Source organism: Methylobacterium sp. Ger2507, assembly GCF_055231875.1.
Map to the genome: position 1 here is coordinate 2736486 of NZ_JBUYVC010000001.1, position 22515 is coordinate 2759000.

At 71.0% G+C, this 22515-nt stretch carries 23 protein-coding genes; 10 read left to right on the forward strand and 13 right to left on the reverse strand.

The genetic code is table 11. From position 1 onward, the window contains the following. Positions 1–3: 3 nt before the first annotated feature. From uca to ACV7NL_RS12710, 8 genes are all read right to left on the reverse strand, one after another. Positions 4–3546 (reverse strand): urea carboxylase, encoded by a 3543-nt coding sequence (uca, locus tag ACV7NL_RS12675; protein ID WP_463355860.1) that lies wholly within the window; start codon positions 3544–3546, stop codon positions 4–6. Beyond that, complete coding sequence (locus ACV7NL_RS12680; RefSeq protein WP_056180249.1) at positions 3546–4181, reverse strand: urea amidolyase associated protein UAAP2; 636 nt, start codon at positions 4179–4181, stop codon at positions 3546–3548. The genes uca and ACV7NL_RS12680 overlap by 1 nt, the downstream gene beginning before the upstream one ends. A 12-nt stretch (positions 4182–4193) precedes the next feature. Continuing rightward, a complete protein-coding gene (locus ACV7NL_RS12685) occupies positions 4194–5000 on the reverse strand; it encodes an urea amidolyase associated protein UAAP1 (RefSeq protein ID WP_463355861.1) in 807 nt (268 codons plus the stop codon). 103 nt (positions 5001–5103) lie between these two features. Then, positions 5104–6477 (reverse strand): type III glutamate--ammonia ligase, encoded by a 1374-nt coding sequence (gene glnT, locus ACV7NL_RS12690; RefSeq protein WP_463355862.1) that lies wholly within the window; start codon positions 6475–6477, stop codon positions 5104–5106. Further along, the gene (locus ACV7NL_RS12695) at positions 6461–7264 is read right to left on the reverse strand and encodes a creatininase family protein (protein WP_463355863.1); all 804 of its coding nucleotides are present in this window, start codon (positions 7262–7264) and stop codon (positions 6461–6463) included. Before ACV7NL_RS12695 ends, glnT begins: the two co-directional genes overlap by 17 nt. Continuing rightward, entirely contained in the window at positions 7264–8202 is a 939-nt protein-coding gene (locus ACV7NL_RS12700; protein WP_056180236.1) for an ABC transporter ATP-binding protein, read from the reverse strand. The genes ACV7NL_RS12695 and ACV7NL_RS12700 overlap by 1 nt, the downstream gene beginning before the upstream one ends. Then, complete coding sequence (locus ACV7NL_RS12705; protein ID WP_463357119.1) at positions 8199–9182, reverse strand: ABC transporter permease; 984 nt, start codon at positions 9180–9182, stop codon at positions 8199–8201. The genes ACV7NL_RS12700 and ACV7NL_RS12705 overlap by 4 nt, the downstream gene beginning before the upstream one ends. Positions 9183–9271: 89 nt before the next feature. Further along, complete coding sequence (locus ACV7NL_RS12710) at positions 9272–10285, reverse strand: ABC transporter substrate-binding protein (RefSeq protein ID WP_463355864.1); 1014 nt, start codon at positions 10283–10285, stop codon at positions 9272–9274. A 105-nt stretch (positions 10286–10390) separates the two neighbouring features. Between ACV7NL_RS12710 and nikR the strand changes: the two genes are divergently transcribed. After that, positions 10391–10888, forward strand: coding sequence for a nickel-responsive transcriptional regulator NikR (gene nikR, locus ACV7NL_RS12715; protein WP_056180230.1), 498 nt, complete (start codon positions 10391–10393; stop codon positions 10886–10888). A 7-nt stretch (positions 10889–10895) separates the two neighbouring features. Here the strand turns inward: nikR and ACV7NL_RS12720 are convergent, their stop codons facing one another. Together ACV7NL_RS12720 and sseA are read right to left on the reverse strand one after the other, a co-directional pair. Next, complete coding sequence (locus tag ACV7NL_RS12720) at positions 10896–11750, reverse strand: urease accessory protein UreD (RefSeq protein ID WP_463355865.1); 855 nt, start codon at positions 11748–11750, stop codon at positions 10896–10898. A 10-nt stretch (positions 11751–11760) separates the two neighbouring features. Then, on the reverse strand, positions 11761–12609 hold the full coding sequence (gene sseA, locus ACV7NL_RS12725) for a 3-mercaptopyruvate sulfurtransferase (RefSeq protein ID WP_056479964.1): 849 nt from the start codon (positions 12607–12609) through the stop codon (positions 11761–11763). A 205-nt stretch (positions 12610–12814) separates the two neighbouring features. Between sseA and ACV7NL_RS12730 the strand changes: the two genes are divergently transcribed. The 4 genes from ACV7NL_RS12730 to ACV7NL_RS12745 all read left to right on the forward strand — a co-directional run bounded on the left by ACV7NL_RS12730 (position 12815) and on the right by ACV7NL_RS12745 (position 15014). Continuing rightward, positions 12815–13141 carry a hypothetical protein gene (locus tag ACV7NL_RS12730; protein WP_463355866.1) on the forward strand — a complete coding sequence of 109 codons (327 nt, stop codon included), beginning with the start codon at positions 12815–12817 and terminating at the stop codon, positions 13139–13141. 135 nt (positions 13142–13276) lie between these two features. Further along, complete coding sequence (locus tag ACV7NL_RS12735; protein ID WP_056180219.1) at positions 13277–13531, forward strand: hypothetical protein; 255 nt, start codon at positions 13277–13279, stop codon at positions 13529–13531. 16 nt (positions 13532–13547) lie between these two features. Further along, the gene (locus ACV7NL_RS12740) at positions 13548–13931 is read left to right on the forward strand and encodes a hypothetical protein (protein WP_463355867.1); all 384 of its coding nucleotides are present in this window, start codon (positions 13548–13550) and stop codon (positions 13929–13931) included. Between the two features lie 201 nt (positions 13932–14132). Continuing rightward, the gene (locus ACV7NL_RS12745) at positions 14133–15014 is read left to right on the forward strand and encodes a prephenate dehydrogenase/arogenate dehydrogenase family protein (RefSeq protein ID WP_463355868.1); all 882 of its coding nucleotides are present in this window, start codon (positions 14133–14135) and stop codon (positions 15012–15014) included. 8 nt (positions 15015–15022) lie between these two features. On the opposite strand, the gene ACV7NL_RS12750 is transcribed toward ACV7NL_RS12745, so the two are convergent. Both ACV7NL_RS12750 and ACV7NL_RS12755 read right to left on the reverse strand, forming a co-directional pair. Next, positions 15023–16213 (reverse strand): GNAT family N-acetyltransferase, encoded by a 1191-nt coding sequence (locus ACV7NL_RS12750; protein WP_463355869.1) that lies wholly within the window; start codon positions 16211–16213, stop codon positions 15023–15025. After that, positions 16210–17640 carry a lipopolysaccharide biosynthesis protein gene (locus ACV7NL_RS12755; protein WP_463355870.1) on the reverse strand — a complete coding sequence of 477 codons (1431 nt, stop codon included), beginning with the start codon at positions 17638–17640 and terminating at the stop codon, positions 16210–16212. Before ACV7NL_RS12755 ends, ACV7NL_RS12750 begins: the two co-directional genes overlap by 4 nt. A gap of 444 nt (positions 17641–18084) precedes the next feature. On the opposite strand from ACV7NL_RS12755, the gene ACV7NL_RS12760 reads away from it, so the two are divergent. The 5 genes from ACV7NL_RS12760 (at position 18085) to ACV7NL_RS12780 (ending at position 21295) form a co-directional block, all read left to right on the forward strand. Next, positions 18085–19584 (forward strand): DEAD/DEAH box helicase, encoded by a 1500-nt coding sequence (locus ACV7NL_RS12760; protein WP_463355871.1) that lies wholly within the window; start codon positions 18085–18087, stop codon positions 19582–19584. Positions 19585–19791: 207 nt separating this feature from the next. Next, on the forward strand, positions 19792–19977 hold the full coding sequence (locus ACV7NL_RS12765; RefSeq protein WP_056180205.1) for a YegP family protein: 186 nt from the start codon (positions 19792–19794) through the stop codon (positions 19975–19977). A 163-nt stretch (positions 19978–20140) separates the two neighbouring features. Further along, the gene (locus ACV7NL_RS12770; RefSeq protein ID WP_056180201.1) at positions 20141–20437 is read left to right on the forward strand and encodes a hypothetical protein; all 297 of its coding nucleotides are present in this window, start codon (positions 20141–20143) and stop codon (positions 20435–20437) included. A 185-nt stretch (positions 20438–20622) separates the two neighbouring features. Further along, positions 20623–20754 (forward strand): hypothetical protein, encoded by a 132-nt coding sequence (locus ACV7NL_RS12775; protein ID WP_282103519.1) that lies wholly within the window; start codon positions 20623–20625, stop codon positions 20752–20754. Positions 20755–20899: 145 nt separating this feature from the next. Next, the gene (locus tag ACV7NL_RS12780) at positions 20900–21295 is read left to right on the forward strand and encodes an acyl-CoA thioesterase (protein ID WP_056180198.1); all 396 of its coding nucleotides are present in this window, start codon (positions 20900–20902) and stop codon (positions 21293–21295) included. A 28-nt stretch (positions 21296–21323) separates the two neighbouring features. Here ACV7NL_RS12780 and ACV7NL_RS12785 read toward each other — a convergent pair whose 3' ends face one another. Next, the gene (locus ACV7NL_RS12785) at positions 21324–22472 is read right to left on the reverse strand and encodes a zinc-binding metallopeptidase family protein (RefSeq protein ID WP_056180195.1); all 1149 of its coding nucleotides are present in this window, start codon (positions 22470–22472) and stop codon (positions 21324–21326) included. Positions 22473–22515: the final 43 nt, after the last annotated feature.

Genomic DNA, 22515 nt, shown 5'->3' on the forward strand with positions numbered 1-22515 from the left:
GGTTCAGATCTCCTCGATCACCGCGACCAGGTCGCCGCCGCGCAGGGTCCGGCCGGGCTGGGCCCGGATCTCCCGCACGGTCCCGGCCACGGGCGCGACCACGGCGATTTCCATCTTCATCGATTCCAGGATCGCCACGGTGTCACCCGCCGCGATCCCGTCGCCCGGGGCTACCAGAAGCTTCCAGACATTGCCCGGCACCGTCGTCGGCACGCCGACGCAGCCGGCCGGGATCGCATCCTCCGTGCCGTCCGAGATCGCCTCCTCGGCCACGAAGCTGTCGAGCCCCTCCGCCTTCCAGCGCTGGCGCTCGGCTTCGTAGGCTGCCTGCTGGCGCGCCTTGGCGGCCGTGATCTCGGGCGCGTTCGCCGCCAGTTCGGCGCGGTGCGCCGCGTAGGAGAACGTCCCGTCCTCGATCGTCACGGGATAGGCCCCGTGCGGGAAGGCGGCGCGCGCCTCGGTCAGTTCGGCCGGCTCGACCGGGAAGAACCGGATGCGATCGAAGGGGCGCAGCAGCCAGGGATGGCCCGGCACGAACTCCCGGGTGGTGCGCCAGGTGTTCCACATCTGGATGGTGCGGCCGAAGAGCTGGTACCCGCCCGGCCCCTCCATGCCGTAGATGCACATGTAGGCGCCGCCGATGCCGACGGCGTTTTCCGGCGTCCAGGTGCGGGCGGGATTGTACTTCGTGGTCACGAGGCGATGGCGCGGGTCGACCGGCGTCGCCACCGGTGCCCCGAGATAGACGTCGCCGAGCCCCATGACGAGGTACTGGGCGTCGAAGATGATGTCCTTGACCGCCTGCTCGTCAGCGAGCCCGTTGATCCGGCGGATGAACTCGATGTTCGAGGGGCACCACGGCGCATTGGGGCGCACCAGCTCCTGGTACTTGCGCATGGCCAGCGCCGCCTGCGGGTCGTTCCAGGACAGCGGCAGGTGGACGATCCGGCTCTCGACCGTGACGTCCTCCACCCGCGGCAAGCCGGCCTCGATCTCCCGCAGGGTGCCGAGGAGGCGCTGCCGGGGCAGGGCCGCGCCGTCGTAGTGGATCTGCAGCGAGCGGATGCCAGAGGTCAGATCGATCAGCCCCGCCAGCCGCGCCTCGGCGACCGCCTGGGCCAGCAGGTGGACGCGCATCCGGATGCCGATGTCGAGGGCCATCGGCCCGTACTCGACGAGCAGGTTGTCGTCGCCCTGGCGGCGGTAGACCACCGGGACGGGACCGGATTCGTCCCGGGCCAGGATGGGCGAGCCGCGCCGGATCGCAGGCGTCGGGAGGGCGGCGGTTGGCTCCACCGCCGCGTCGTCCTCCGGCCGTGCCACGGCCTCGAACCGCACCCGGTCGCCGGGGCGGAGCTGACCCATCTTCCACAAATCGTCGCGGGCGATCACCGCCGGGCAGACGAAGCCGCCGAGGCTGGGGCCGTCCGGCCCGAGCAGGATCGGCATGTCGCCGGTGAAGTCGATGGCCCCGATGGCGTAGGCGTTGTCGTGCAGGTTGGACGGGTGCAGGCCGGCCTCGCCGCCATCGGCCCGGGCCCAGCGCGGGGTCGGCCCCATCAGGCGGATGCCGGTGCGGGCGGAGTTGAAATGCACCTCGTAGGTCGCCGAGAACAGGTCGGCGATGTCGGCGTCCTGGAAGAAGTCCGGCGCCCCGTGCGGGCCGTAGACCACCCCGAGCGTCCAGTCGTGGGTCAGCGGCGCCGGCGCCGGGGTCTCGGCCGGGACTTCCGGGACTGCCCCGAGATGCAGCACGTCGCCGGCCTTCAGCACGCCGGTGGCGTGACCGCCGAAGGCCCCGAGGGCGAAGGTGGCGCGCGATCCGAGTACGATCGGCGCCGTGAGCCCGCCGCGCAGGGCGAGATAGCTGCGCTGTCCGGGGCCGGCGATCGCCCCGAGGACGAGGGTCTGGCCGGCCCGAACGGGGAAGGCGGCGTCGTGGGGCTGCGCGATGCCATCGAGGGTCGCCGGCATCCGCGCCCCGCACAAAGCCATGATCGTGTCGGCGTGGAAGCGCAGGGTCGGGCCGGAGACGGTGAGTTCGAGAGCACAGGTGTCGGGCGGGTTGCCCACCCGGGCATTGGCCGCGCGGAACGAGCGCGCATCCATCGGCCCGCTCGGGGGCACGCCGACGTGCCAGAGGCCGATGCGCCCGGGCAGCTCCTGCAGGCTCGACTGGGCACCGGGCAGCAGCACCTCGACGCTGCGCGGATGAAAGGCGAAGTCGCGCAGCGCGGTGGTGGCGACCCGGCCCTCGGCGAAGAAATCGGAGCCCGCGATGGTGCGCAGGTAGTCGCGGTTGGTCTCGATGCCGGACACCGCCGTCCCGTCGAGGGCCGCGCGGAGGGCCGCGAGCGCGGCCGGACGGTCGGCCCCGGTGACGATGATCTTGGCGAGCATCGGATCGTAGAACGGCGTCACCTCGGTGCCGGTCTCGATCCAACCGTCGATCCGGGGGCCTTCGGGAAAGCGCACCTCGGTGAGCAGGCCGGCGCTCGGGGCGAAGTTGGCGTGCGGGATCTCGGCATAGAGCCGCGCCTCCATGGCGGCGCCCCGCGGCACCAGCGGACCGGCATCCGCCAGGACGTCCTCGCCGGCGGCCTGGCGGATCATCCACTCGACGAGGTCGATGCCGAACACCGCCTCGGTCACCGGATGCTCGACCTGGAGGCGGGTGTTGACCTCCAGGAAGGCGAAGTCCTCGCGCACCGGATCGTAGATGAACTCCACCGTCCCGGCCGAGGCGTAGGCCACGCTCGCCCCCAGGGCGACGGCCGCCGCGTGCAGGCGGGCGCGCACCGCATCGGGCAGGTTCGGCGCCGGGGTCTCCTCGATCACCTTCTGGTTTCGGCGCTGGAGCGAGCAGTCGCGCTCGCCGAGCGCCACCACGCGGCCGCCGCCGTCGCCGAAGATCTGCACCTCCACGTGCCGGGCCTCGCCGACGAAGCGCTCGAGATAGACCCGGGCGTCGCCGAAGCTGGCCCGCGCCGTCCGCTCGACGGCGGCGTAGTGCTCGGACAACTCCGCGGCGGAAGCGCAGAGGCGCATGCCGATGCCGCCGCCGCCGGCCGTGCTCTTCAGCATCACCGGATAGCCGATGGCCTCGGCCTCGCGCAGAGCCGTTGCGAGGTCGGGCAGCAGGCCGGTGCCGGCCAGGAGCGGCACCCCGCTGGCCCGGGCGAGGTCGCGCGCCGTGTGCTTGAGTCCGAAGGCGGAGAGGTGCTCGGGCTTGGGGCCGATGAAGACGATGCCCTCGTCCGCCAGCCGCTCGGCGAAGGCGACGTTCTCGGACAGGAAGCCATAGCCCGGATGCACCGCCTGCGCGCCGGTGGCCCGGCAGGCGGCGATGACGGCCTCGACGTCGAGGTAGCTTTCGGCAGCGGGCGCCGGACCGAGACGGACTGCCCGGTCGGCCTCCAGCACGCCGCGGGTGAAGCGGTCGGCATCGGAATAGACCGCCACCGAGGTGATCCCCATGCGGCGGCAGGTTCGCACGATGCGGCGGGCGATCTCGCCCCGGTTGGCGATCAGGAGGGTGTCGAACATCAGGCCGCGTCCCGGATCGTGACCCGGATCGGCGTCGGGTTGAAGCCGTTGCAGGGGTTGTTGATCTGCGGGCAGTTCGAGATCACGCAGATCACGTCCATCTCGGCCGTGACCTCAACATAGTCGCCGGGCGCCGAGACGCCGTCGACGATGGCGAGATCGCCGTTCTGCTCGATCGGCACGTTCATGAAGAAGTTGATGTTCGGCGGGATGTCGCGCTTGGTCAGGCCGTACTTGGCGACCTCCAGAGCGAAGTTCTCGCGGCAGGCATGGAGGTACTGCGTGGCGTGGCCGAAGCGGACGGTGTTGCTCTCGCACGAGCAGGCCCCGGCCGAGGTGTCGTGCCGCCCGCAGGAATCGGCGGTGACCCGGGCCATGATCCGGCCCTCGCTGGACACCAGGGGCGTGCCGACGGTGACGTAGGCGGCGCCCTGCACCCGCACGGTGTCCTGGGAGGAATAGCGCTCGCCCATGTCGTCAGCCCGGTAGAACAGGGTGTCGACCGCCTGGCAGCCCTCGCTGTCGGTGATGCGGATCGTCTGGCCCCGGCGCACGAAACCGGACCAGGGTGCCTGGGCCGGCACGGTGACGTCGAGGATCACGGTGACGTCGAGGATGGTGGGTGCGTCGGTCATCGTCATCTCCCCTCAGAACCCGGCCCGGGCGTTGTTCTCGAAACCCCGCACGGCCTCCGGCGTGGCCGTGCGGCACAGGTCGTCGGCCCCCGGGACGGGCGCCCGGAAGCGCGTGACCTGGACCGGGTTCGGCGCATAGGTCGGAGCCGGATCGAGGGGATGCGGGCAGTTCGACAGGGTGACGGTCAGGTCCATCTCGGCGCGCAGGTCGACGAAGTCGCCGGCCCTGCGTCCGGCCTCGTTCCACACGAGGCGGCCTTCCGGCCCGACGCCGACGGGCGCGAAGACGCTGACCAGGGCCGGGATGTCGCGCCGGTCGAGCCCGGCCTTCAGGGTGGCGAGGACGAGGTTGTCGCGGGTGTTGCGGTGGGGGCCGCCGGGATAGCGCGCGGCGTTGGACGCGGCGTTCGACCCCCCGGCCAGCGAATCATGGGCGCCGCAGGAATCCTCCGTCAGCGCGAGCATCACCCGGCCCATGTCGGAGAACAGAACCCGGCCCTTCTGCAGGGCGGTGGTCCACTGCACCTTGACGGTGTCGGCGTAGTTCAACCGCTCGGACGGGTCGGCCGCGCTCCAGGCCACCAGGGCGACGCTTGCCGGGCCGTGCGCGAGGGCGATGCGCAGGGCTTCGCCGCGCGCCAGATGCGTCGTCCAGTACCAGCCTCCCGGGATGGTCTCCACATGGAGGGCCGCGCCGGGGAGCGGCAGCCCGTGCGGGGAGGACGGCGGCAGGGCGCGGGGCGCCTGATCCTGCCCGGCGCGCTTCAGCGCTTCGTAGCGCTGCCGGTACGCGGCGATCGTCTGGTCTGTGGTGGTCATGCCCGTTCCTCAAACGTCCGCCGGGTCGTCCCGGCCGATGGTGAGCCCTGTTCGCGGGGCCGGGTCGTCCCGGCCGGGCAGGTGAGGGGGTTTCGGAGGGCGCCTAGAACAGGTGGCTGTAGCGCTCGATCTCCCAGGCGCTGACGGTCAGATGATAATCCTGCCACTCGGCGGTCTTGTAGCGGATGAACTCGTCGCGCAGGGCCTTGCCCAGGGTCCGTTCCACCAGGGGATCGGCCGCGAAGGCCTCCACCGCCTCCATCAGGGTCTGCGGCAGGAAATCGATGCCGCGGGCGGCGCGCTCGGCGTCGGAGAGATCGTAGAGATTGTCCTCGTTCGGCGCGCCGGGATTGATCCGCTCGCGCACGCCCTCCAGCCCGGCGGCGAGCACCAGGGCGGCGGCGAGGTAGGGGTTCACGGCACCGTCCGCGTTGCGGCTCTCGCAGCGCCCGCCGCCGGCCGGCACCCGTACCGAGTTGGTGCGGTTGTTCGAGCCGTAGGAGTTGAACACCGGCGCCCAGGAGAAGCCCGCCATCGCGCCCTGGCGCACGAGGCGCTTGTAGCTGTTCACCGTCGGAGCGAAGGCGGCGCAGAGGGCGCGGCCGTGCTTCAGCACGCCGCCGATGAAGTGATAGCCGGTCTCGGTCAGACCGAGGCCGCGCGGATCGGCCGAAGGGTCGCACGCGAAGGCGTTGCGGCCGGTCTCGCGGTCGAACAGCGACATGTTGAAATGGGCGCCGTTGCCGGTGCGGTCGGCGAAGGGCTTCGGCATCATGGTGGCCAGCAGACCCTCCTCCTTGGCGTAGTGCTTCGCCATCATGCGGAAGAAGGTCAGCCGGTCGCACATGGTCAGCGCATCGGCGTAGTTGAAATCGAACTCGAACTGGCCGCAGGCATCCTCGTGGTCGAAGGAATACAGGTCCCAGCCGAGGTCGTTGATCGTGGTGGCGACCTTGTCGAGCCAGGAGAAGTTGTCGGTGAAGCCGCGGACGTCGTAGCAGGGCTTCACCAGCTTATCGTCCGGCACCGGCGTGTGCAGCGAGCCGTCCGCCGCCTGCCGCAGCAGGAAGATCTCGCACTCGATGCCGAGGTTGAAACCGAAGCCCATCGCCTCCGCCTGGGCCAACACGGATTTCAGTGCGACACGGGTGGAGAGGGGGTAGGGCTTGCCCTGGAAGGTGAGGTCGGCCGGGGTCCAGGCCAGCTTCGGCTCCCAGGGCAGCTGGATCACGTGGGCGAGGTCCGGCACCGAGGCCAGTTCGTCCTCGTTGGGGGCCTGGCCGAGGCCGTCGAGGGCGTAGCCGGTGTAGCGCTCGGAGCCGGCGGCCATCTGGGGCAGGTGGTCGATGGGCACGACCTTGGCCTTCTGGGCCCCGTGGATGTCGACATAGGCGCCGATGACGTATTTCACGCCCTTTCCCCGCAGGTCGTCCTGCAGCGCGCGGATATGGGGATCGATGTCAGTCGTGTGAGCCACGGGCTCGCTCCTCTGGACCGGATGGGTCGTCGGGTGGGGACAGGGGCGGGGTCTCGGCGAGGCCGCGCCGGACGAGAGCGGCGAGGTCCGCGACCATCCAGCCGAACAGGCGCTCGCCCTCGGCGAGGCTCGCCTGCGACGGACGGCCGGTGACGCCGTTGCGGCTGGTGCGGTTGACCGGGTGGGCGAACACCAGCCCCTCGGTCCGGTCGGGATCGTCGGCGGCCGTGATCCGGTCCGGGCGGACCAGGGCCGGGGCGGTCGCCATCATCAGCGCGGTCTCGGCGGCATTGGCGTGCCAGTCGGCGGCATCGGCAAAATGGGCCGCGCGCACCCGCTCGCTGATCGTCGCCGAGTTCACCAGGGCGACCATCAGGTCGTCATGAGCGGCGCGCAGCATCTCCAGGGCACAGCGCAAGGGGGCCGCGTTGGTGACGTGGGCGTTGACCAGGAACAGGCGCCGGACGCCCGAATGATAGGCCGAGGTGCCGATCTGCGTCACCACCTGGGTCATCACCAGGGGATCGAGGGTGATGGTGCCGGGCCAGCGCCGGCTGTGGCCGAGCGAGCAGCCATAGGGCAGGGTCGGCAGCACCGGCACGCGGGTCTGCGCCGAGACCGCGTGGGCGAGGCGCTCGGCCAGCACGAAATCCATGCCGCAGCCGAGATGCGGTCCGTGCTGCTCGGTGGCGCCCACCGGCAGGATCGCGGCCTGCGACGCGGCCGCGAGGTCGCCCGCGATCTCCTCCCAGGTGCGGTCGGCCCAGAGCAGGGCGGAGGCGTCCATCACTCGACCTCGTCGCCGGCCGGCGCCATGCGGGTGACGAGGGCGGTGGCGGCGGGCTCGTCGGCATCGGCCTCCGCCTCGTCCTTCGCCGGGTGGATCAAGGCGTCGAGCCGGGCGCGGGTGGCGCGGAATTCCGGCCCCAGCATCTGGTCCGGGCTGCGCGGGCGCGGCACCGGCACCTCGATGAGTTCGGCCACCTCGCCCGGATGCGCCTTCAGCACCAGGATGCGGTCGGCGAGGTGCACGGCCTCGTCGAGGTCGTGGGTGATGAACACGATGGTGATGTCGATCTTGCGCCAGATCTCGATGAGGTAGGCCTGCATCCGGGCCCGCGACTGGGTGTCGAGGGCCGAGAACGGCTCGTCCATGAGGAGGATGCGCGGCCGGGTGGCCAGGGCGCGGGCGATGGCGACGCGCTGCTTCATCCCGCCCGAGAGCTGGTGCGGGTAGGCGTCCGCGAAGGCCTCGAGGCCGATCAGCGCCAGCCATTGCCGGGCCTCGCGCTCGGCCTCGCGCCGGGGGGTGCCGTTCTCCTCCAGGCCGAAGGCGACGTTGCGCAGGACGCTGAGCCAGGGGAACAGCGTGTAGCCCTGGAACACCATGCCGCGATCGGCGCCGGGGCCGGAGACCGGCACGCCGCCGACCCGGACCACGCCGGAACTGGCTGTCTCGAGCCCGGCGAGAATGCGCACGAAGGTGGACTTGCCGCAGCCGGACGGGCCGACCACGCAGAGGAATTCCCGCCGGTGGGTGACGAGATCGATACCCCGCAGGGCCGTGGTCTCGCCGCCGGCGGAGCGGAACACCTTGCCCAGCCCCTCGACGCTCAGGGCCACGTCCCGGCTCTTCAGCTTGGCGAAGCGCGCCCGCACCGGCTCGCATTGGGTGCGGTAGTCGCAGGGCTCCACCGGCAGGGGAATCGTGCTCCCGCGCGTCATGCCTCGCTCCGATCGTAGGGGAACAGCCAGCGCCCGATCCACGCCAGGGCGAGGTCGGTGGCCGATCCGACGAGGCCGATGACGAGGATCGCCGCGTAGACGTTGTCGAAATGCTGGTAGCGGGCCTGCTGCGTGATGAAGAAGGTGATGCCCGACGAGGTGCCGATCAGTTCGGCGACGATGAGGTAGGTCCAGGCCCAGCCCAGCAGGATGCGCTGGTCGCGGTAGAGCTGCGGCAGCATTGCCGGCACGATCACGCGGCGGATCAGGCGGAGGTTGCGCGCCCCGAGGGTCAGGGCGGCCTCGATCAGCAGCGGCTCGATCCGCCGCGTGGTGTTGGCGATCACCAGCACCTGCTGGAAGAAGGTCCCGATGACGATGATGGCGATCTTCGGCCCGTCATAGATGCCGAGGATCGCCACCATCAGCGCCCCGAAGGCGGGGGCCGGCATGTAGCGGACGAACTCGATCACCGGTTCGGTGAGGCGGGCGAGCGTCGGCTGCGCTCCGCACAGGATGCCGAGCGGCACGCCGACCACCGACGAGAGCAGGAAGCCCCACACGATGATCTGGATCGAGTGCCACAGGCTCAGGGGCAGGCGGATCGCGTCGCGCTGGGTCGGAGTCGCGGTGAGGGAGGCCCAGAGCGCCGCCGCGACGGCGTGGGGCGCGGGCAGGTAGACCGGGTTGGCGGGAATGCCGACAGGCGCCGCGCCGTTGGCGGCCCGCGCGATCGCGACCTCCTCCGCGAAGGCGGCTTTCGGCACCCGCATGCCGGGCTCCATCCAGGCCACGTCGCCGGGCTCGGTCACCTCCACCAGGGGATGCCACAGGAACGGCACGTAGGAGACCGCCGCCCAGGCCAGGACCGGCAGCAGGAAGGAGAGCACCGCCAGCACGGTCCGGCGCCGGGTCGAGAGCGGCCGGGCGACCCCGATCCAGGAGCGGCGCCGGGCGCCGGTCCGCACCGGCGCGGCCATGGCCTGCTCCGGTCGGGCACGGGTCGCCTCCGCTGGCGCGCCGGCCACCGGAATGGGGCGCTGCCTCTCGTCGCTGCGCGGCGCGGCGCTCATTTGCCGTCCGTCAGCGCCGGGTCGATGTAGCCCTTCACGTCCTGTGCGGCCTTGTAGACCTCGTACCGGACGTTGAAGGCGTCGGCGTAGCGGCTCGACCCGTAGAGCGAGCCGAAGCCCTCGGCATCGGCCATCACCTTGCGGCCGTCGGCCAGGGTCAGGAGCCGGGTGCCCTTGAGGAAGCGGGTGAAGGTCGCGGGCTCGATGCCGACCTTGCCCGCCATGATGGCGACGGCGTCGGCCTGGGTCTTCGGGTCCTGGATGTAGGCGACCACCTTGTCCCAGACGGCCACGAACTTGATCCAGTCGGCGCGGCGGGCGGCGAGGCTCGCGGGCGTCGCCGTGACCACGTCGTAGATCAGGCCGGGCTCGTCGGCGGAGGTGTAGAGCGGCCGGGCCCCGGCGGCGCCCTTCATCGCCTGTCCGGCGATGGGCTGCCAGGCGCCGATGGCCGACACGTCCCCGGAGGCGAGGACCTGGGGCGTCTCGTTGGTCTTGACGTTGACGAAGGTGACGTCGGTCTCCTTCAGGCCGATCTTGTTCAGGCCGTTGATGAGGAGCAGCTGCTCGACGAGGCCGACTTCGAGACCGACCTTCTTGCCCTTCAGCTCGGCCAGCCCCTTCACGCCCGGCTTGCCGATGATCATGTCGTTGCCGTTCGAGTAGTCGGTCAGCATGATCATGACGTTTCGGGCGCCATTGCCGCCCATCACGAGGGCATCGCCGTTGGTGCAGGTCACGGCGTCGAGCTTGCCCGCCGAGAAGGCATCCATGGAGGCGGAGTAGTCGAACCACTCGAACGTGACGTCGAGGCCGGCCTGCTTGAGCCAACCCTTCTCGATGGCGACCTGCCAGGCGACCCAGCCGGGCCAGTCGCTGTAGCCGATGCGCAGGGGCTCGGCGGCGTAGGCGGGTGCGACCGGGCCGGGCAGCACTGCGAGCAGGCCCAGGGCCATGAGGCCGCCGGCGACGTTCCTGCGGGTGGCGGCGAGAACCGAGGACAGGCGCATCTGTGATCTCCAGGGCGCGTAATACGATCAGTGGAAATCGTAATACCGACGGGATTTCACGGATACAAAAGCCGTGCCAGAATGGGCGGAGTGGGAGGAAATCAGATGTCCGACAACGCGACCGCGGCGACCGGCCCGGAGGAGGCCGAGGGGACGCGCAAGCGGCCGGTGAGCCGGATCAGCCTGTCGCTGTCCGAGGACTTGCTCTGCGAACTCGACACCATGGTGGGCGAGCGCGGCTTCGCCAGCCGCTCCCAGGCGGTGGCGACGATCCTGCACCGCTCTCTGGTGGAGCACCGGCACGAGGTCGGCGACCGCGTCATGGTGGGCACCATCACGCTCTGCTACGACAACCTCGCCCATGGGCTGCAGCAGCGGCTGGCCGAATTGCAGCGCCGCTTCATCGCCGAGGTGATCTCCTCGCTGCACGTGCACCTGATGCACAACCAGACCCTGGAGGTCGTGCTGGTGCAGGGTCCGGCCGACACGCTCCAGACCATCGCGGACGCGATGATCACCGAGCGCGGCGTCATTTCGGGGCGACTCGAACTCGTGGCGGCTTTGATCCCGCCGATCCACCCGTTCCCCGGGGCGCCGGCGTGACGGCCCCTTAACTCTGCCAGACCCGGGGCAGGGGTCGTCCGCGATAGGCGGTGAGGACGCGCTGGGCGACGCTCCGCAGGGCGTCCGGATCGCGGCCGAGGAGGCGCAGGACGAGGTGGCCGTTCCAGGCGCTGGCCGCTGCCGCGACCCCCTCCGCCCCCGCCGCGTCGAGAAGAGCGCGGGCCTCGTCCAGCCGGCCCTCCGCCGCGGGCGAGACGTCGAGCATCGTCGCCATGGCGCGGGCGCCGTTGCCAATGGCCGCCCGGGCGAGCTGGTCCGACACCGCGCCGTCGAGGCGCAGGGAATCGGCATAGACGAGGCGCCCGTCGCGGCGGATGCGCCAGGTGTCGGAGAGGTGGCCGCGCGTGATCGACTCGTTTCGGGCGGTGCGCCCGAAGGTGACGGCCTCGAAGGCGAGGAGATGCGCATCCGGCGCCAGATCGGCCTCGAAGCGGCGCGCCAGGGCGGACCGGTCGAACAGGATCGTCTCCTGCGGCAGGTGCGCGAGACGGGCGCCGGCCCCGAGCGTGACCCGCGTCTCGAACCGGCTCACCGGGCCGTCGGAGCGGTAGACCTTCTCGGCGGCGGTCGTGGTCAGGGTCAGGTCGGCGCCCGCCTCGGCCTCGATGGTGACGCGAAACGCATCACCGCAGGCGATGCCGCCGGCGGTGTTGAGCAGCACCGCCTCGCACGGCCCCTTCGGCCGGCGCGGCAGGCGCAGACGCAAGGGGCCGCCCTCGCCGATGTCGAGGATGCGGGTGTCGTGCCCGTCCGCGCAGGCGACGCGCAGGTGGATCCGCCCCTGCGAGCGTTGCCGCTCCGGCGCGGCGACCGGGCACGCCGGAGGGTCCGGGTTCAGCAAGGCGGAGGCTTCAGGCCGGGCCGGTGGCGACGGGACGCTCGGGGTCCGAGCCCCATTCCGACCAGGAGCCGTCGTAGAGGGCACGGGGGGGACGCCCCAGGGTCTCCAGGGCCAGTCCGACGATGGCGGCGGTGACGCCCGAGCCGCAGGTGGTGACCACGGGCTTGCCCACGTCGACGCCGTTCTCGGCGAAGACCGCGCGCAGAGCCGCCTCGTCCTTCAGGCGCCCCCCGCTCTGGAGCGCGGAATAATGGACGTTGCGGGCGCCCGGCATGTGGCCGGGGCGGACGCCGGGGCGCGGCTCCGCCTCCTCACCGCGGAAGCGCGGGCCGGAGCGGGCATCGACGACCTGGGCATTGCCGGTGTCGAGGGCGCGGGCGATGTCCCCGGCCTCCGCCACGGCGCCGTTGTCGAACCGTGCGGTGAAGTGACGGCGGGTGCGCAGCCGGCCCTCGCCTTCCTCGACCGGATAGCCCGCCGCGACCCAGGCCGGGAAGCCGCCGTCCAGGATCTCGACGTCGCGGACGCCGTAGGTCTTCAGCATCCAGCGCACCCGCGGCGCCGAGAACAGGCCCATCCCGTCATAGACCACGAGGTGGGCGCCGTCGCCGATGCCCAGAGCCCGCATGCGCGAGGCGAAGACCTCCGGGCGCGGCAGCATGTGGGGCAGGGGAGAGGTCTCGTCGCTCATCGTGTCGATGTCGAAGCGGATCGCGCCGGGGATGTGCGCGGCGAGATACTCGGCCCGGGCGTCGCGGCCCTGGGCCGGCAGGTACCACGAGCCGTCGAGGATCACGATGTCGGGCGCGCCGAGCCGGGTGTGGAGCCAGTCTGCCGTGACAAAGGGCGTCGTCGCCATGGGGTTCTCTGTTCGATGCGGCGGAGGGCTCCGCCGGGAAACGGCTTCCCGCCGGACTGCGCCTCGGGTCAAGCGGGAGGCACCACCAAATCACATCCGGCGGCGTGTTGCACGCCTTGCGGACCGGGCGGCGATCTGAACCGGCCCATCCCGCACCGCGTTGACGGGGTACGATCGATCCCATCCGGTTCAGGAGACCTCGCCAATGCGTCACCTCCCTCTCGCCCTCGCCACCGCCGCCGCGCTCACCCTCGGGGGCGCCGCCCAGGCCCAGTCGACCGCACCGGGTGCCGGCTCGGGCAGCGTCGGAAATTCCGGCACCGTCGGAAATTCTGGCACCGTCGGCAACTCCGGCACAGCCGGCAGCACGATCGGCAGTCCCGCCGCAGGCGGCATCGGCGGATCGCCCGCGACCACCGGGACGGCGCCCGGCGCCGGGGCCGTCCGCAACCCGAGCGCCGCCCCCATCCCGAGCGCCGGCCGGGGCATCGGGCCGGGTTCGGCGCCCACCACCGGCACCCCGGCGCGCTGAGCCGACGCGCCGGACCGCGTGCGGGCCGGGCCGACAGGCCCGGCCTTTTTCGTCGCAGCCGGGCCGGCGCCGGTGCCAAGGACCGGCGCCTGTGGGTATGGATGGTGGAGACCGAGCCAGCCGGATGGAGCCGTCGTGAACCCGCGCGAGACCTACCACATCGAAGTCCTCGCCTCCGAGGACGAGGCCGGGGCGCGCGGCGAGGACCCGGTGCGCCAGCGCATCTCGGTGCGCACCGGCACCGTCGAGGCGGCCAAGGAACGGGCGCTGACGCTGTTCGCCAGGGCCCGTGCCCCGCAGCGCTCCGGCGCTCCGGCCGAGGCGGTGCGGGTCATCGACGGGGCCGGCACGGAAGTGTTCCGCTGGAGCCGGTACGACGAACCGGCCTGACGGGGAGCAATCGGCCATGCCCACCTCCCGCCTTCGCGCCCTCGTCCATCCGGGCCTCCTGATGCCCGGCCTCGTCCTGCTGTTCGCCGCCCTGTTCCTGCGCAGCTACACGGTGCCGCCGGCACCCGACCGGCGCGGCGGCACCGCGGTCTCGCTGGCCTGGCCGAACCGGCCGTTCTTCGGAAGCCCCCGGGCGGACTGCCTCGGCCTCCCGCCGGACGAGCCCGTCATCGCCTGCCTGATCGGCTCGGTGGCACGGGCACGGGCCGATGGCCTCCCTCTGATGCAGTTCGGGTTCTGCGGGACCTGCTACGCCCTCTCGCAGCGAATCGCCGGCCTCGGACGCGACGAGGCCGCTATCCGGGCGCGCCTCGACGCGATCGCCCGCTTCGGCTGGTGAGGCGCGCCGGATCGGATTGACCGCGTCGGCGATCCCGCCCTAGAAGCTCGCACCATGACAACGTCGTTCCGCCCCGCCTCCTATTCGGCGCCGCACCCTTAGCGGCGCGGGGCTTGTCATGTCTCAACCGCTGCATCGTCGGCGGTTGATCTCTTCCTCAGGACCATCGTCGACGGCCCGGCTCCAACCAAGGTTCCGTCCGTGTCGTCCGCATTCCCCGCACACCTCCGTCCTCCCCTCGGCCTGATCGGCTTTGGGGCCTTCGGCCGCCTCATCGCCCTCCATCTGGCGCCGCATTTCGCGATCCAGGCCTACGATCCGGCCATGTCCGCGGCATCGGTGGACGACGTCACGCAGGCGACCTTGCGCGAGGCCGCCGGCTGTCCCGTCGTCATCCTGGCGGTTCCGGTCGCGGCGATCGCGGCGGTCGTGGCCGAGATCGGCCCGCACCTGCCTCCGGGCGCTCTCGTGCTCGATGTCGGCTCGGTGAAGGTGGCCACCGCGAACGCGATGCGTGCCGGCCTGCCGGGTCACGTCGCGATCGTCGCCACCCACCCGCTCTTCGGTCCGCAGAGCGCGCAGGGCGGCATCCGCGGGCTGAAGATCGCGCTCTGCCCGGTGCGCGGTGGACGGCCCCGGCGGGTCGCCGCCTTCCTGCGCCGCCGGCTCGGGCTCGACGTCATCGTGACGACGCCCGAGGCACATGACCGCGACGCCGCCGCCGCCCAGGGCCTGACCCACCTGATCGCGAAGGTGATGGTGCAGATGGAGCCGCTGCCGACCCGGATGACCACGCGCAGCTTCGACCTGCTGATGCAGGCGGTGGCGATGGTGCGCCACGACGCGCCCGAAGTCTTCGAGGCGATCGAGCGCGCCAATCCCTATGCGGGCGCGGTCCGCCGCCGCTTCGTCGCCCACGCGGCACGTCTCGCCACCGACCTGTCGGAGGGGCAGGATCAGGAGGGGCAGAATCGGGAAGTCCAGGATGCGGATATCCAGGATGCGGATATCCAGGATCAGACCATCCAGGATCAAAACGTCCAGGATCAAAACCTCCAGGATCGCGCGGTGCGCGCCGCCTGACCCCGCTCTCAGCCGCCCGGCAGGAACCGGCGCAGGCGGTCGCGCCACGCCCTGAGGCATCGATTGGCCTCGGCGCGCCCGCGCTCGAGGCGGACCGCGAGGGCGAACAGCGGATCGCCGCTGCGGCTCTCCACGAGGATGTGGGCGAGGGGCAGCCGCCCGGTCCAGAAGGTCTCGGGCAGCGGATAATGCGGCGGCGCGCAGGAATCCGCCGTGGTGAGCGCCGGCTCGGCGGCGATGGCCTGCGTCAGGCGCTGGAAGGCGAGGGCGCCGGGCGAGTGCTTGGCCGCCGCGGCCGCATAGGAGATCTTGAGGGTCCAGACCTGCTCGCGCGTGACGAAGCTGACCACCGCCGCGAGGGTCCGGCCGTTCTGGCGAAGGCGATCGATGCGGGCACCGCCGCGCGCGCCGAAGCGCAGGACGAGGTCGCGCATCATCCGGGTCTGGGCCGCATCGCCCGCGATGGCGGTGCCGAGCGCGCCCTTCCAGCCCGCGCCCTCGAGCGCGATGTAATCGTCGAGGGCGGCAGGCAGCGCGGCGGGATCGCGGATCGTCTCAAAGGCGATCGGTCCGTCCGTGCTCAGGCGATCCCAGGCCTGGCGCAGCTTGCGCTGCTTGCGGGATGAGAGATGCGCGAGATAAGCGGCGCGGGCTGCGGCGTCGCGGCCCGCCAGGTCGAGGAAGGCGCGCTCATGCGGCCAGAACCGGGCATGGCGCAGCCGGCCTGCGGCGAGGCGCCCCCAGAGGAGATCCGCGAAGGGGCCGGCGGTCGGCACGTGCGTCAGCATCAGGCGCGGCCCGAGGAGCCGGCTCAGGCCGAGGAACAGCGCATCCAGGGCGCGACCCGGCTCGGCGCCGTCGAGGAGCGGTGCACCGAAGATGCCGAAATCATGCATCCAGCCCATGACCAGGCTCACCGGCAGACCCCAGCGCCAGCGCCGCATCCGCACGGGCCAGACGGCGACGAGGCGCAGGCCCGGCTCTTCGGGCGCACGGTCTCCCACCAGCGCCAGCTGCACGCCCTGCCCGAAGACCGCGGAGGCGGGACGCGCGTAATCGGGATCGTAGAACAGATTGTCGACCAGCGCCCGGTGGCCGAGGTCGCGCCAGGCCGCGATCCAGGGCGCGTCGTCGGTGATCGGGCGCAGGCAGACCACGAGCCCGTCCGGCGTGACCACGCTCGGCGCGGGTCGGCTCACGGGGTGGCCCTGCGGGAGCGACCCCCCCGGAGACGCGTCAGCAGATCGGCGACGCCGAGGATGTTGAACCCCCAGGCCGTCCCGGCCGAGACCAGGGCGAGGCAGCCGAGGCGGAGGCCGAGGGCGAGACCCGGATCGAGGGGGAGCCGCTCGAGCCCGGCGATCACCCCCGCACAGGCGAGCGCCAGCCCGCCGATGACGGCGAGGTCGCGCAGGGGCACCGGCATGCGGAAGCGTTCGCGGGAGCCGAGGATGAAGACGAGGCAGGCGAGGCCCTGGCCAATCGCCATGGCGATGGCCGCTCCCTCGACGCCGAGGCGCGGAATCAGCACCGCCGACAGGCCGCCGATGGCGATCAGCAGGGTCACCGACGCGATCGCGTCGAGGTGGCTCTTCTGGGTGAAATAGATCACCTGCCCGAAATAATACGACCGGAACATCTGCAGGATGCTGGCGGCGACCAGCAGGGGCGCCACCCGCAGGGCGGTGTCGCGGTAATCCGGCCCGAGCAGCAGGGTCACGAGGATGTCGTCGAAGGCCAGGAAGAACACGGCACCGAAGGCGGCGATCACCGTCAGCAGCCGGATGGCATCCTCCAGCACCGGGCGGGCGGTGGCGATGCCGCCGTCGCGGGCATCGCGCTTGGCGATCGAGATCAGCGCCAGGGCGACGCTGTCGCCGAACACGACGAAGCTCTGGCGCAGGAAGTCGGCGAAGGCGCCGTAGGCGCCGAGTTCCGAGACGCCGATGCTGGCGCCGATGACGAGGCGGTCGGCCGTCTGGGCCAGGGCGGCGGCGCCGAACGAGAGCACCAGCGGCCAGCCATAGGCGAGAAGGCGGCGCGCCTCGGCCCAGCTGCCGCCGCCGCGCAGCAGAGCGCGAATGACGTAGAGCGTGGGCAGGGCCGCCAGCATGTTGGCGCCGGCGGTGGCGAGCAGGAGGGTGATGGCGCCGCCGCCGAGGAGGAGGGCAGTGCTGCCCAGTGCCAGGACCAGGACCGCGCGCATCACCACCGAAAGGGCGACGGCGCCGACCTCCAGGCGGGTGCGCGCAATCTCGGCGGCGCCCTCGAAGGCCATCATGCCGAACACCGCCGTGAAGATCGCCAGCGCCGACCGCGGCTCCAGCAGCCCGAGCCCGGCAGCGCCGGCCGCCACCAGGGCCGCGAGGGTGACCATGCCGCCGAGCAGGCGCACCACGGTGCCGACCTGAACGGCGGCCCGGTCCTCGGCATAGAGGGCGAAGAACGAGAATTTCGGCCATTGGCAGGTGGCGCTGTAGAGCACCAGCGCCCAGGACAGCACCAGCAGGTAGAGCCCGAACACGTCGGTGGGCGCGAGCCGGGTGAACACCGCGAGAGCGCCCATGTTCAGGGCTGCGGCGACGCCCCGCGAGCCGACATAGGTGAGGGTGTGGCGCGCGATCATCCGGACCCGTGACCTGCCGGGCGGCCCGGCTCGGGATCAGAGGTAACACCCCACGGGTGCGGCGGCGTCAAATCATTCCGCATCCGGCTACTCCGTATCGGCTTCCTCCATTGGCGCCAGCGCCGCCGCATGCGTGGGCGGAGGACCCGCCCTGCGTGGGCCGCCGGCCAAGGTCGGCCACACGGATTGACTTCGCAGGCGCGAAGGCTCATATCGCAGGTGCAGCGTCAGCGGCCGTCATGGTTCCGCTTGAGAGGGCTGCGTGACGGATTGCCGGATCGCATCTGCGGCCCCCGAGCGACCTGAGCCCCTCTCTTCAACGTGCATGCACCCGGACTGCCCCAGCACGCGGGCGGCTCCAGCTCAACGGACCGACCACACTCTTCGACGTTTCCCCTCGCCACGAGGGCGTCCGGCACGGTCCCGCTGCCTGAAAGTACCTCCTTGACCCAATTCACCGATTTCGGCCTCGCCCAGCCCGTGCTGCGCGCCCTGGAAGAGGCCGGCTACAAGAGCCCGACCCCGATCCAGGCCCAGGCCATCGCCCCCGCCATGCAGGGCCGCGACCTCTGCGGCATCGCCCAGACGGGCACCGGCAAGACGGCGGCCTTCGCGCTGCCGATCCTGCACCGCCTCGCCGAGACCCCGCGCAAGGCGATCCGTCGCGGCTGCCGCGTGCTGGTGCTCTCGCCCACCCGCGAGCTGGCCAACCAGATCGCCGAGAACTTCTCCGATTACGGAAAATACCTGTCGTTCACCAACACCGTGGTGTTCGGCGGCGTCACCATCTCCCGCCAGGAGAAGGCGCTGGCCAACGGCGTCGACATCCTGGTCGCGACCCCCGGCCGCCTGATAGATCTCATCGAGCGCCGCTCGCTGACCCTCGAGGCCGTCGAGATCCTCGTCCTCGACGAGGCCGACCAGATGCTCGACCTCGGCTTCATCCACGCGCTCAAGCGTATCGTGAAGATGCTGCCGAAGGAGCGTCAGAGCCTGTTCTTCTCGGCCACCATGCCGAAGAACATCGCCAGCCTCGCCGACCAGTATCTGCGTGATCCGGTCCAGGTCGCGGTGACCCCGGTCGCCACCACCGCCGAGCGCGTCACCCAGGAGGTCATCTTCGCCCATACCGGCGCGAAGCAGGCCCTGCTCAATCACATTCTGCGCGATCCGGTGATCGAGCGCGTGCTCGTCTTCACCCGGACGAAGCACGGCGCCGACCGCGTCGTCCGCGGCCTGGAGAAGGTCGGGATCAACGCCTCGGCCATCCACGGCAACAAGTCCCAGCCGCAGCGCGAACGGGCGCTCGCCGCTTTCAAGGACGGGTCCTGCCGGGTGCTGGTCGCCACCGACATCGCCGCTCGCGGCATCGACGTCGAAGCGGTGAGCCACGTCATCAACTACGACCTGCCGAACGTGCCGGAGAGCTACGTCCACCGCATCGGCCGCACCGCGCGCGCCGGGGCGAACGGGCTCGCCATCTCGTTCTGCAACGACGAGGAGAAGGCCTACCTGCGGGACATCGAGCGCACCACGCGCCAGAAGATCCCCGTCGGCGCCTTCCCCGAGGGCTTCACCCCGCCGTCCCGCCAGGAAGCGGCCGACAACGCCCAGGCCGAGGAGCGCCGTCCGGCGCCGAACGGCCAGCGTCCCGGCCAGCGCCAGGGCCAGCGTCCGAGCAGCCGCCCGGGTGGCCGTCCCGGCCAGGGTCGTGGCTTCGACGGGCGTGGCGGCGAGGGTCGCGGCGGCGAGAACCGCGGCGGCGGACGCCCGAGCCGTCCCGAGGGTGCCGCCCGTCCCCAGGAGCCGCGCGGCGATCGTCGCCCGGCCAGCGCCGGCGAGGCCCGCACCGAGCCCCGTGGCGAGCGTCCCCGCACCCCGCGTCCGCAGGGCGGCGGTGAAGGCCGCGCCATCGGCTGGCTCGACCGCGGCCCGCGTTCCTGAACCCAGTCTCCTGACATCGTGATGCAGCGCCGCCCCGGTCCGCCGGGGCGGCGCTGTCATGTCCGGGACCCGCGTTGCAGCGAAGACATCGCTCAGCGGAGGCTTTGCCAAGAGGAGACGTTGCCAAGAGGAGACATTGCCAATGCGGTGCGTCTCGCCATTTCAGGGTGAGCCGGACGGTGCGTCCGGCCGCGTGGAGGCGGGACGATGCGGTTTGAACTCTACAGGGATTCTGCTGGGGGCTGGCGCTGGCGCCTTCGGTCTCAGAACGGAAACGTCATCGCGGATTCGGCGGAAGCTTACGTCCGCCGGGAGGATTGCGAACATGGGATCGCGCTGGTCAAAGGCAGCGCCGAGGCCGCTGTCGTCGACATGACGCTCAAGATTGCCTGAGGGCGTCGGCGCCCAATGCTTCGCAAGCCTTCATTGACCATTACGGTCACGCTTGGGTGAGCCGAGGGAAACGCTTTCGGCGTTTGTGCGTTTTCTGCGTCCGGGCCTCGCGGACAAGCGGGCACGGAATGTCGAGTCTCGACAGATCCAGGGAGTTGAAAACGTGCTGAGGAAACTCGTGCTGGCCGCGCTGCTGGCCCTAGGCTTCGCTGCCACGGCGCCGCAGGGCGCTTCGGCCGCCCCCATCGGCCCCGCCCTCGCCCTCCAGAGCGAGGCTGCCCCGGCCGCCGTACAGACCGTGCAGTATTACGGTTACCGCCGCCGCTTCTATGGCCCGCGTCGCTTCTACGGCCCGCGCCCCTTCTACGGCCGCCGCTACTATGGCCCGCGCCGCTTCTACGGCCCGCGTCGTTTCTATGGTCCGCGCCGCTTCTACGGCCCGCGCCGCTTCTACTACTAAGCGTCCCGAACCGGTCCCCTTCGGGGACGTCTGATCTCTCGCGGCCCGGCCTTCGTGAATCGAAGGTCGGGTGTCGTCGTTTAGAGCACTAAAATTCGTATCTTCGGATGGGAAGTGGCGTCATCCTGCGCTAAACTGCCGAGCCGGAGACGATCCGCATCAGACGGCATCGCTCCCGAGGGAACATGATGAACGCCATCGCCGCCCGGCGCGCCTCCGCGCGCCCGATCTGGGAGTCGATCCCCCTCGAACTCCTCGTCTCGATCACCGCCGTGATCCTTGCGGGCGCGCTCAAACTGGCCGACCTGATACCCTGAGGCGGTGAAGCGCGGTCCGGCGTCTCTCCCGAGGAACGCTGTGCGGGGCGGGATCGGCCGCCACGCGGGCTGGCCCCCGGAATGCAGGCGAAACGGCGCGCGATTGGGCGTGGACGTAGGCGTGGACGTAGGAATGAGTGGGATCATGGCGGAAACCGAGGCGGTGCGGCTCCCGAGCGGCGACCTGACGGTGCGCACCATCGCGATGCCGGCGGACACCAACGCCAACGGAGACATCTTCGGCGGCTGGGTGATGTCGCAGATGGATCAGGCCGGGGGCATCGCGGCCGTCGAGCGCTCGCAGGGGCGGGCGGTCACCGTCGCGGTCGATGCCATGACCTTCATCCGCCCGGTGCGGGTGGGCGACGTGCTCTGCGTCTACACCCGGATCGCGCGCGTCGGGCGCAGCTCGATGAAGATCGAGGTTCAGGCCTGGGCCCGGCGCTTTCGCACGCAGTTGCGCGAACAGGTCACCGAGGCGACCTTCACCTTCGTGGCGATCGACGACGAGGGCCGGCCGCGTCCGCTCGAAACCGCCTGACCGAGCGCGGCGACGGTCGGACCGCGCCTCACGCGTTCGGGGCCGCCACCTTCTGGCGCAGGCCGGAAATCACCGCTTTGAGGATGTCGGCATCGGAATCGTTGCTGCCCATGCAGCGGACGGATTCGATGCGCTCATGCACGAAGGACAGCTTGGCGATCACCGCCGGCGTCAGCTTGAACGGGAACAGGGCCGGCTGGCCCATGCTGCGGCTGAGGGAATTCACCGCGTAGGTCAGGGGCAGCCAGGCCTCGACGATGCGGCTGAAATCCGTGGTCCGGTACGGGTCGAAATCGATCACCACCGGCTCGGCCGGGCCGTGGCGCAGGCGTGGGCGCACGCGCATCTCGAAGGTGCTGGCGGTCTCCAGGGTGTCGACGATGTGGAGGTACTGCGCCCAGGTCTCGGCGAAATCCTCCCACGGATGGGCCGTGGCGTAAGCGCTGACGTAGCCTTCCTCCCAGTCCGCCGGCGCTCCGTGCGCATAATGACGCTGCAGCGCCCCCGAGTAGTTCAGCCGCTCGTCGCCGAACAGCGACCGGAAGGTCCACAGGCTCTGGTCGAAGCGAACCAGCACATTCCAGAAATAATGCCCGATCTCATGGCGGAAATGCCCGAGGAGCGTGCGGTAATACTCACCGAACAGCATCCGCCGGCGCTCCCGCTCGACATCGTCGGCCTCCGCGATGTTGAGGGTGATGAGGCCGCTGCGATGCCCGGTGAGGACGGGCGGTCCGATCTGGTAGCTCTCGGAGGGATCGACCAGGAAGTCGAAGGCGAGGCCGGTGGTGGGGTTCTCGTCACGGGTCATCAGCGGCAGGTCGAGCCGCAGGAGCGAGTAGAACAGCCGGTGCTTGGCCGCCTCGATCTGGCGCCAGCGGGTCAGGTTCCAGGCGATCGAGAGATCCGGCACGACATGGTTGTGCCGGCAGGTGATGCAGTAGCGGTTCGGCGAATCCTCCGGCACCAGCCAGTTGCAGGCGTCGTGATCGGCGTTGGCGCAGAAGCGGTAGCGGCGTCCGGGATTGGCATAGGCGTGCCACAGGCCGCCCACAGGCTCCAGGGCCGACATCTCGTGGATCTCGCAGGCATAGCCCAGCCGGCGCTCGCAGCTCTCGCAATGGGTGCTCTCGAAGCTGATCGGCTGGTCACAGGCCTGGCACTGGAAGATTTTCATGGATTCGTCGCGAAACGCCTTTCCTGTCTGTCGATCACGCGTC